The 11528-nt window shown below is 47.0% G+C and carries 3 protein-coding genes and 3 tRNA genes; all 6 read left to right on the top strand.

The features are described from left to right. Nucleotides 1–2 precede the first annotated feature (2 nt). The 6 genes from FGT79_RS20300 (at nt 3) to FGT79_RS20325 (ending at nt 11254) form a co-directional block, all read left to right on the top strand. Nucleotides 3–77: transfer RNA gene (locus tag FGT79_RS20300), tRNA-Glu, on the top strand. A 51-nt stretch (nt 78–128) separates the two neighbouring features. Continuing rightward, a tRNA-Lys gene (locus FGT79_RS20305) sits at nt 129–204 on the top strand. A gap of 48 nt (nt 205–252) precedes the next feature. Further along, nucleotides 253–337, top strand: a tRNA-Leu gene (locus FGT79_RS20310). 180 nt (nt 338–517) lie between these two features. After that, on the top strand, nt 518–3715 hold the full coding sequence (locus FGT79_RS20315) for a hybrid sensor histidine kinase/response regulator (RefSeq protein WP_138754671.1): 3198 nt from the start codon (nt 518–520) through the stop codon (nt 3713–3715). Next, nucleotides 3712–4842, top strand: coding sequence for a response regulator (locus FGT79_RS20320; protein ID WP_171056346.1), 1131 nt, complete (start codon nt 3712–3714; stop codon nt 4840–4842). Before FGT79_RS20315 ends, FGT79_RS20320 begins: the two co-directional genes overlap by 4 nt. A gap of 130 nt (nt 4843–4972) precedes the next feature. Then, on the top strand, nt 4973–11254 hold the full coding sequence (locus FGT79_RS20325; RefSeq protein WP_138754673.1) for an S-layer homology domain-containing protein: 6282 nt from the start codon (nt 4973–4975) through the stop codon (nt 11252–11254). The last annotated feature ends 274 nt before the right edge of the window (nt 11255–11528 follow it).

Below are 11528 nucleotides of genomic sequence, written 5' to 3' on the forward strand. Positions count from 1 at the left end.
ACGGCCCGTTGGTCAAGTGGTTAAGACACCTCCCTTTCACGGAGGTAACAGGGGTTCGAGTCCCCTACGGGTCACCATTCATCCTCAATGTGTATCAGCTCTAATGAGCTCAGATCACGTCACAGTGAGAGCCATTAGCTCAGTTGGTAGAGCACCTGACTTTTAATCAGGGTGTCGAAGGTTCGAGTCCTTCATGGCTCACCATTTACTCTGCTAGCAAGTACGAGTAATGGAACCTTAAACTTCAAATGTGCGGTAGTGGTGGAACGGCAGACACGCTATCTTGAGGGGGTAGTGTCCAATGGACGTGCAGGTTCAAATCCTGTCTACCGCACCAAACCATAAAAACCCAAGAACTCTTACTACGGTAAGGGTTCTTTTTGTTTTATTTTTGTGAATAGTTACGATGTGAAATTATACGTTAACTTGTTCGTAGCAGTACCGTATAGCATAAAACTATTCATTACATAGCCATATACTTCGCAAGTGATATCTTTTGGCTCAAAGCGTTAACAAGATGAACCAATCTAGCCGAGGATTAATAGAGAAGAATGAAATGGATGGTATCATGATGAACACGACAAAACTAGTGAAATTGTTCTCAACAATAAAACGGTTCAAGTATGCCGTTCCGATTATGTTTGCCGCAGTAATTTTAAGCATGATTGGGGTAAGTGTTAGTCATTCGGAACCCAATCATCCTCTTGCCAAGCAGGGCTATATGGATCTCTCTGATTGGGATTTCAATAGTGATGGCAAGGTGAAGCTGGATGGCGAATGGGAGTTTTACTGGCAGCAGCTCAAGATGCCGGCACAGCTCCGATCCGGAGACATACCAGGAGTAAGCCCGGAATATATGAATGTGCCTTCAGCCTGGACAAAAGATCCACTTCATAAGACGACAGACTATGGAGCGGCAACCTATCATGTCCGAGTCAAGATCAAGGATGCAGGTGAGGTGTTGGGGCTCAGAATGACCAGCATCCGAATGTCGCACCGGATATTCGTGAATGGTGAGGAGGTCGGAGCAAGCGGACACCCTAGTCTCACCGTAGAGGAGTACACGATGTCTAACAGGCCTTATTCGGCGGTGTTTACTCCAAAAGGCGACGAATTAGAGATTACGATCCATGTCGCCGATTTCGACTATAAAGCCGGAGGAATCGTCCAGAGCATCTATTTGGGACGCGCATCTGATATTCTAACGATGTCCAATCGCCTAATCATTATTAACACGATGATTGCAGCCTGCCTGCTGGTCAGTGGTTTGTATTATCTGTTCGTCTATATTGGCAGACGCGAGGATGTCAGCTTCCTATATTACAGCGGCTATTGCCTGACAGGTGGACTATATGAGCTGATGTATGGTGAAAAGCTGATGCTGCAGTTGTTTCCCGATTGGCCTGCGGACATCTTGTTCCGTCTGCAAAATGCGATGATGTATGCGACCATACTGTTTGTCGTCTTATTTTTGAAGGAAATTATGGATCACTTGCTGCCGCGTTGGCTACTGCGGACGATTCTTATATTTATGGGCGGATATGCGCTTTTCTATATTCTGCTGCCGCTTGATATCATAACCCGGGTGGAAAACATGTTTTTGTTGTTCGGACTTGTTCTTTACACTACTATCGTTATGCGCTTGTTTGCAGCTCTAGCTCGCGGCCGCTATGGTCGATTGGAGAGGAGAGGTGTCGTTTACCTGCTGGTCGCTTTTATTTGTGTCATTCTATCCTTAGCGGACGGCATGCTCTATGTGAATAACGTGAAGAGCGACAACTATCTGGGCAATGGATCGTATGTGATGTTCACACTTATTACGTCGATGATTCTATCGCGGCACTATAATAACGCATTTCTCTCTATGAAGAATATGAATAAGAGGTTGTTGTCGCTCGACAAGTTGAAAGATGAATTTCTGGCAAATACTTCCCATGATCTAAGGACACCGCTTAACGGCATGATCAATCTGACGCAGTCGGTGCTGAACAAATCAGGCGATCAGTTGGCTACCACTCATCGGGAGGATTTGGAGATTGTGGTATCGGCTGGGCGGCGCCTGAACAATTTAATCAACGACATTCTCGATATGTCCAGTCTGAAGACTGGTATGATATCGATTTATCCTGTGCCTGTAGACGTAAGCAGCATGGTAGATACCATCATGGATGTGATGAAGCCTCGGGCTGATGCCCAATCGCTTAGCTTGATAAACGCGATACCTGCAGAGCTGCCTGCTGCGTTGGCTGACAAGGATCGGTTGGGTCAGATTTATTACAATCTGCTTGGCAATGCGCTGAAATTCACAACCAACGGCCATGTGGAGGTAGGTGCCAGGCAGATTGGCATGATGCTGGAGCTATGGGTTGAGGATACCGGCAGAGGGGTAGCGTTCGAGGAGCAAGAGTTGATCTTCCAAGCCTTCTATCAGACGGATGATAACGATTATAAAGCCGTTCATGGAACGGGATTGGGACTTTCAATAACGAAGCAATTGGTCGAGCTGCATGGGGGGAAAATTAAGGTATCATCCATTCCAGAGAGAGGATCGAGATTCAGCTTCACGTTGCCGATTAGTGAAGTAATTAGCCGAGATATTTCTGCCGATACGGTACGTATGGAGAGCATTGAAGCGGAGATGGAAGAGGCAACAAGCATAGCGGAAAAGTGGCCGAATCCTCCATTCTCTATTAGTGGCAAGCGGCGAGGCCGCTATTCTATCTTAATCGCTGAGGATGATGCAGCCAGTATGAGGGCAATCTTGAATTTGCTCACGGATGAGGACTTCACAATTGATACGGCGCGGGATGGACGGCAAGTGCTGGACTATATCGACAGCTTTCGTCAGTATGATTTGGTTATTCTCGATATTATGATGCCTGGTATAACGGGACTGCAGGTGCTAAGAAGCATTCGGGAGCGTTTCTCCCTCATCGAGCTTCCTGTCTTGCTGCTAACAGCAAAGACCAGACAGGAAGAAATTCGGGCAGGATTGGAAGCCGGGGCGAATGACTATATCCCCAAGCCATTTGAGGTAGAAGAGTTGATTGCTCGGATGAATACGTTGCTTCAGCTCCGAGCATCCGTAAGTGCGCTTGTGACCGCAGAACTTTCCTTTTTGCAGGCGCAGATCAAGCCTCACTTTCTCTTTAATGCGTTAAGCGTCATTTCCTCGTTAAGTATTCGATCTCCGCAAAGATCAAAGGAGCTAGTGCTCCACCTGTCGGATTATTTAAGAGGCAGCTTTCAATTCGACAATAAAGGAGGACTCGTCTCATTAGAGGAGGAGCTTCAGACGGTGGAGGCGTATCTGACCATAGAGAAGGAACGTTTTAAAGACCGTTTGAACGTCATTTATGATATGGATCCGGATATTGAAGCATTTGTTCCGATGATCGCGATTCAGCCGCTTGTGGAAAATGCGGTTCGACATGGATTAATGGGGAAAGTGGAAGGCGGTACGGTTCACTTAAGTGTCAAGCAGGATGCGGATCTGATCATCATAGTTGTAGAGGACGATGGTGTTGGTATCGAACAAGCACGTTTAGCAAAGCTGTTGCAAGGCAGCAAAGAAAAAGGCGTTGGTCTCAGTAATATTAATAAACGGCTGCTTGCCCTGTACGGAACTGGGCTGCGCATCGAAAGCATACCAGGGTCAGGCACAAAAGTAAGTATCATGATTCCAAGCGGTCAAGAATGGAGCAGACGCGAATGAGAGCACTCATCGTTGATGATGAATACGAAACATTGGAAGAACTAAAAGCGTTACTGCTCGAGAATGGTATTGAACTAGTAGGTACATATACGAACCCGCGGGATGCACTTGAATCAATAGAAGAGAGCGATGCGGATTGCGTGTTTTTGGATATCGAAATGCCTGGCATAAATGGACTGGATTTAGCCGAACGCCTGTTGGAGCGGAAGCCGAATGTGCAGATCATTTTTATTACCGCGTTTAATCATTATGCTACGCAGGCTTTTGAGGTGAATGCGCTGGATTATTTGCTGAAACCGATTCATCCGGCGAGGTTTGCGAAGTCGGTGCAGCGGCTGGCTGTGAATCAGAGCCAAGAGCAGGAACATGGAGCCGTCAGTGGGAACGTGTCTATTCAAACATTGGGCGACTTTGAGGTGACGATAAATGGTCATTCAGTAAGATGGAGCCGTTCCAAGGCAAAGGAGCTGCTCGCTTATCTGCTCCATTGCAACGGAAAGAAGAAGCATAAATATGAGATTTGTGAAGTATTGTGGCCGGGCCAAGAACCGAAGAAAGCGCTGGTTAACCTTCAGACAAGCATCTATGCTTTGCGTAAATGTTTGGGGACTTTAAGTCCGGATATCTTTTATCTTGCATTTTCGGACGATTGCTATTCGCTGACGATTGGGCATTTGTCCTTAGATGTGAGGGAATTCGAACTGCAGTACGATGCCCTTCTTGTGAATCCGAGTCAAACGCTGCTTGAGAATGCAGCTTCGTTATACCATGGGGACTATATGGGGAATCAGGACTGGCCTTGGTCGCAACTTTCGCAAGTTAGCTTGTCGCAAAAATATGAGGATGTGCTGAAGTGGCTTGCGAAAAACAGTTATGAGGAAGAACGGTTTGGATCGTCAATTGAATGGTGCATGAAGTTGCTGGTGAGACAACCAATTAAAGAGATTCAGCTGCTGCTGCTGAGAAGCGCGTATACCGGCGGAGGTTTAAGCGAACTCAGGCGCTTGGCGGACTGGCTTGAGCAACTGTGTGTGCAGGAGTTCGATATCGACATGGATGCTGCTGCATCTGCCTATTGCATTAGTGCAAAAATGGACACTTTTCGAATTGATTCGTCAGCAAGATGATAAAACCTCGTGAATCGGTGTCGTTCTCGAATGAAAAATGCGAATTTTGTCAGAGATTCGTCAGTGCAATTCGTACAATGATAAGTATAGTAACCCATTCATTGTGAGAACACACTAGGAGGCGAATTTGTTGTACAACGAGAAACGAATAATAAAAATAGCGGTATGGGCCGCACTCTTCGGCATGTTATGGAGCAGTTTGTTTAACGGCGTATCTGTCTTCGCGTCCGAAGATTCAACTGCTGTCATTCAAGTCGGCGTCAGTCCGATCAAAGCAAATGCAGAGAACAACAAGGTAAGTATTAGTTCTATGAGTATAATGAAGTCAGAAACTTATACGGCAACGGCGCAAGGAGACCGTCAGGCGGAGAAGGGAATCACGGTTGGAGATGAACGGTACATGCCGCTTGATCCGTTCAAGTACGATAAAGCGAAGAAAACTTACGTGTTTAACGGTAATGGATCGATTTCTAGTGGTTTGTTGGAAGCAAGTTTTCAGAAACAAAGTTGGAGTGGCACCCAATGGCAGGATATTGCCGGTGATATTGATAAGAAATTGCTGACGATAACGATCACGGATGATTGGTCCAATCTCGGGACTAATAGCACGGAAGACTTTGCGGACTATTGGGTCAAAGGGTTCTCGATGGCGGCCGATAACGGAACACTGTATACGGCTTACAGTGGGTATTTTGACTCCAATCTAGCAATTGAATATTATATTCCAGAACAGAATCGCTGGGATACGTTTCTTGATGGCACAGTCTCAAATGGTGTTATCCATGGTATTTATCCGTCACTTGTAATGAAGAATAAGTCCGCTTATCTAGCATATCAAGATATAGATAATGGTAGTAAGGCCACAGTGGTGAAAAGAGCTTTCGACTCATTTGAGCTGGCGGATTTGGGGGGCAAGGGCTTCTCCGACGGCCGAGCCGATAAGCTTAGCCTTGCTATGGACAGCAAGGACGACACGCTTTATTTGGCATACATCGATGTGGCTAATGGCTCTAAGGCGACAGTCATGAAGTTTAATGGAACCACATGGGAGCCCGTAGGCAACAAAGGCTTCTCGGCCGACAAGATTGATTATCCAGTCTTGAAGGCAGTGAACGGTACACTATATCTCGCGTTTAAAGATTTGGCTAATGAAGGGAAGGCGACGGTTGTAACATGGAATGAGGACGGGGACGAATGGACGTCTATGGGCAATGCTGGCTTCTCGGCCGGTGCGGCTGATTATGTATCGCTTGATGTGACTGACGGTACTGTATATGTCGGTTACACCGATAACGGAACAAGCCAGAAAGCGGTGGTCATGAAGTATAACGGAGCTTCATGGGAATCGCTTGGAGGCCAAGCAGGAGTCTCAGCAGCTGCCGTGAGCTATACCTCTCTTGTTTTAAATGATGGGGTACCGTATTTGGCATACCGGGATTCTTTGTACCAAAGCGGCGGACCAAACAAGGCGATTGTGAAAAAATATGTGGGTGGCAAATGGATTCAGATGGAGGTCGCCTCCAATTTCGATATTACCAACACATTCATTACGAATAATATACAGCTGGTTAGCAGTGAAGATAATCTGTATTTAGGTTATATCGGCGGTGTGAACGATGGTAGGAAAAATAAAATTAAGGCCATTCAATCATACTTGAAGCCGATTACAGCGAGCGCTGATGCCAACGTCATCGCGGCAAACTCAGCGACATTAGAGCTGGGAGCGCAAGCGACGCTTCAGGCATGGGGGGACCGTCAATCGGAACCGTGGCAGCATCTGAAAGACGAGCGGTTCGTGCCGACGGTCTGGAGCTCCTCTGAGTACGGACAGAACGGGGCATTCACACTCGCAATGGGTGGATACACCTCTAAGTATTCACCGAAGGCACCGGGCATATATACGGTTACGGCAACATTCCAGAAGCAAGTGTGGGACGGCAGTTCATGGGTCAACACTGAGCAGACGGCAGACAAATCCATGGAGCTTAATGTTAAAGCTGCATTGCCTGTCATTACTGGACATCCGCAGGACGCACGTGTTAGCGAAGGCGGAAGCGTCACGCTAAATGTCTATGTTGCAACAAGCGACGTCAATGTGTTCAGCTATCAATGGTACAGCAGCTCGACCTACGACCTTTCGGATGCCAAGGTTATAGATGGAGCGAATCAAGTCGTATTCCATGCGCCTACAGAAACGGCCGGCACAACTTACTATTTTGCGGTAATCAGCGATTCGTACACAGGTGGAGTAACAGCCGCCGCGAGCTATGCGGCGAAGGTAAAAGTACTTCAGGCGACAGAACCTCAGAAGCCTGGGGGAATGCCAGCTGTGACAGCCGATGGCTCGAATAACCGTATAAGCGCAAGCTCTGCGACCGTAAAAGTGGGTATGCCCATGACACTAACTGCTCAAGGCGACCGTCAATCGGTAACAGGAGCAGTTGACAGTGACGAGCGGTTCGTACCGACTTCATGGAGATCGACAGAAGTGGGTCAGAGTGGATCGTTTAGCTTGAAGAACGGCCTATACACATCTACTTATAACCCATTTAAGGTGGGGGAATATACGATAACGGCTACGTTCCAGAAACAGAGGTGGAACGGCGTTGCATGGAAAGATATTACTGATACTACAGAAACCAAAACTGTAAATATCAAGGCGATCAGCGCAAATGAATATTGGCATGATTTAGGTGGTCAAAATCGGTTGATAGGCGGATTCAATCCGTTCTCAGGTTATAAAGAGGGCATCTCGATTGATAGCTATGATGGGTTGACTTATGTGGCGTATGTCGATAGGTACCAAGGTTCCATTTCGGTCATGATGTATGACGGAAACAGCTGGCAGTACGTAGGGAATCAGTATTTCACCAAAACAAAGGCTTCGTATACGAGCATTAAGGTAATTAACGGTATTCCTTATGTGGCGTATGCAGATTATTCTAATGGCGGCCAACTGTCTGTCCAACGGTTTTATGGTGGCAAGTGGGAATATCTTGGTGATAGGGTCAGCATGAGCTATGTCAATTTCCTCTCCTTTGATACGGACGATATCGGGAATTTATACGCTGTCTACATGGACAAATATAACGGCCTATCGTTAACGACATATAGTGGAGGATGGTCTACAGGGTATCAAGCTTTCACTGCCCCGGCAAACCCTGGTCCACCTTCAATTGAGCTTATGGACAACAAGTTATATGTCGCATATACGGATGGCTATACAGGGGTGAACACCAGACTTGTCGTCCAAACCTTAAATAATGGCAAGTGGGAGTACATAGGCGGGAATAAAATCTCGGATGAAGGGCTTGCGCTTACACCATCCCTTCTGTCATTCAACGGTCAATTGTACGTGGCTTATCTCGAGAATTCGTCGAAGACTCCGGGCCAAACTGTATACCAAGTTAATGTCAAAACATTCGATGGGAGCAGTTGGGTATCAGTAGGAAAAGAGCTATCGCAAGGAGATGCGAGCAATCCGAAGTTGTCCGAATCAGGTGGTCAATTGTATTTGACCTATGTAGACAAGGTAAATGGCGACAGAGCGACTGCGTTGAAGTATACCGGTAGCGGGTGGGTACAACTTGGCAACGCAGGATTTACGGATAGCGCTGCAAACGAGTTGTCATCAGTATCTTACGACGGCAAGCTGTATGTGGCCTATGCGGATAACAAAAGTAGCTATGAAAAAAATAAGTTGAACATCATGGTCTATGATAACGCACCAATCACTGCTCAAACTGATAACAATACTGTCAGTGCGAGTGCTAAGAAGTCAGTATCAGGGGCTGCTGTTGAATTGACTGCAAATGGTGATCGGCAATTCGAGCAAGGTGTAATGACAGGTGATGAGAGATATGTGCCGATCAGTTGGAGCTCGTCGGAAGCATCGGAGCAAGCTGGATTATTTAAAGTTATTGGCGGGCGCTATCAAGCCGTCTATCAAATAGATGATGCCGGCAGTTATACGATTAATACAGTCTTCCAGAAGCAGCAATGGAACGGAAATGACTGGAAAAATATTGCAGGCGTGATCGACAGCAAAACGTTGATTGTTATAGCAGAGGAGGTAACTGCGCCTCTTAAAGTTGAGCCGTCGGAGCTTTTAGTGAATCTTGACCGCAGCGTCACACTGCATGTGCCTACATCGGTGAGTGATGGTGGACAGCTGAGCTACCAGTGGTACAGTAGTAATGTAGATAGCACAACAGATGGAACGATGATCGTTGGAGCGGTGAACGAAACCTATGTGCCGTCGACCAGTGCAGAAGGTACTCTGTACTATTATGCAGTTGTTAAGAATACAATTGGCGCGGCGACATCTTCGGATACGAGCATGACATCCAAAGTAACTGTTGCTCATATTTCACCGCCAACAGCACCGGAACTAACTGGAACTGCCGGCGATGCGAAGGCGATGCTCGCTTGGACATTCGTAAATGAAGCAACGGGCTACAAAATATATATGAGTACGGAACCCGGTGAATACGAATCCGAGCTTGCGACCGTTTCAGGCTCTGTCAACAGCTATACAGCTACTGACCTGACGGGGGACGGAACGACTTACTACTTCACCGTAAAAGCGGTCAACGAGGGAGGAGATAGCCCGGCTTCCAATGAGGTCATGATCAAGATGATTTCGGATGGAGGGAATACGGATCCAGGTACGAACCCAGGTACGAATCCGGGCACAGGAGGATCGGGATCGACGACGGGAACGTCTAATTCCCAATTCGACCAAGTTTTACAAGAGATGAACCAGAAGCTGGGCAAGCTGGATCATTTGCTCCAATCGTCCACTTCGTCTGCGGATAAGTCAGCATCGGTACAGCTCATTGCGAAAGATATGCAGGAGATTACTGCCAATATTACTACTTCCGAGCAAGCCAAAGCGGCAGCAGAGCTAATCAGTGTATTTTTAAATAAGGTCCAGCTCATTGCCTCCAAGCTAGAAGGTGCTGATTATGAAAAAGGGCTTCAGGCTGTCACTGAAGTTGTACGCAACAATGCGACCTCCGCGGTTAATGCTGCGGGTGACGGTGCTGCGGCTGTGGATATGGCTAAGAAGTTGATTAGAGAAGCAGGAGTACTATGGAAAGAAGCATCAGAGGCAGGAGTCTTGATCAACAGTGTTCGCGAAGCGATCATTGCGGTTGGACAAGCCGCTGTGAATAAGAATGGCGATGTTGGCGTGAGTAAGGATGAACTAAAGCTCGAGGGAAGCACAGCTTCCATCGTGCTTGATACAACATTGCTGAGTCAGCGTATTATGTCTGTCAAGCAAGCTGCTGACGAGATCAATGAAACGTTGACAGCAAATCTTGGAGAACTGTCTGACGGTAAAGTTATGAAGCACCTTACCATCTCATTCAAGGATGTGGGAACACAACTTGGAATTGCAGCAGAATTCCCAGCCGACCTGATGCGTATTGCGAAAGAGAGCGGCATAGATTACGTAACGATTCAGCATAAGCTTGCGAACCTTGCATTCAGCCCTGATTTCGTCAACAGTCAGAAAGCAGGGAATCTCTTGCTTAATATTACGCCGCTTGCACAGGCGAACGGAACAATTCCGACATCTGCCTCCGAATTGAGTGGAGCACCAGTGCTGGAGTTTCATGTCGCAGTCGGTGGTGAAACGGTTACCCGGTTCGACAAGCCAATTACGATGTCGATTCCGCTGGACTCTAGTATGATCGACAAGCTGCCAATCAATCAGCAATCAAAGCTTACAGTTTTTGTCCTAAATGAGAGGACTGGTAAGTGGGAAGCGACAGGTGGAATCTATGATGCTGAAAGCGGAATGATTCACGTGAAGCGGAGTCATTTCAGCGTATATACAGTTATGCTCTCAGGGGGCACATTCACTGATATTTCGAAGGCGAACTGGGGTGAGCAGCAGATTCATTATTTGCTGGCCAAAGGAATTATACAATCGGCCGATCGCTTCTATCCAGCGCAGGGAGTCACACGCGGAGAACTGGCTTCCTGGCTGGTCAAAGCGCTCGGGCTTAGTGTGGATGGGTTGAGTCAGCCTTTCAAAGATGTAACGAAGTCAACACCGTTCGCCGATGATATTGCAGCAGCTTACCAGGCGGGGCTTTTCAATGGTGTAACCAAGACTACATTTGCGCCGCAGAGAAGCGTAACCCGAGAGGAAATCGCGACGATCTTGGCACGCGCACTGAAGCAATACTCCAATGTGACAAGTGCTGAGCAAGCGGTAGAAGCGGCGGATACCGTATTCACCGATCTCAAATCCGTGTCCGCCTGGGCGAAGGACAGCGTTGCGCTGACGAAAAAAATCGGCATTATGAAAGGTTATGAGGACGGCAGCTTTAGGCCGAAGAAAATAACATTGAAGCAGGAAGCAGCAGCACTTATTTATCGTATTTTTACAGAACGATAAGCGGTAGTAATAAAATGTAGACATGACAAAAGCCCTTGGTTGGTTGGAAGTGACCTCTGTTTTTGTGACAGGAATGAACAGCTAACTAAGATACCAGTTGCCGATATTAAGTCGGTGACTGGTTTTTAAGCTTCGTTTGAATACGAAAGAGCAACTGTTCTATCACGCCCTATACAGGCATGCCTGAAACCTCATTTCAATAACCTTCATTTTCACTTCTACAGGTAACTCACTCTTATTTTCAAATAAAAGGACCTCCAAGTTGTACGATTAC

This window comes from Paenibacillus sinopodophylli, from assembly GCF_005930355.1.
GTDB classification, from domain to species: domain Bacteria; phylum Bacillota; class Bacilli; order Paenibacillales; family Paenibacillaceae; genus Pristimantibacillus; species Pristimantibacillus sinopodophylli.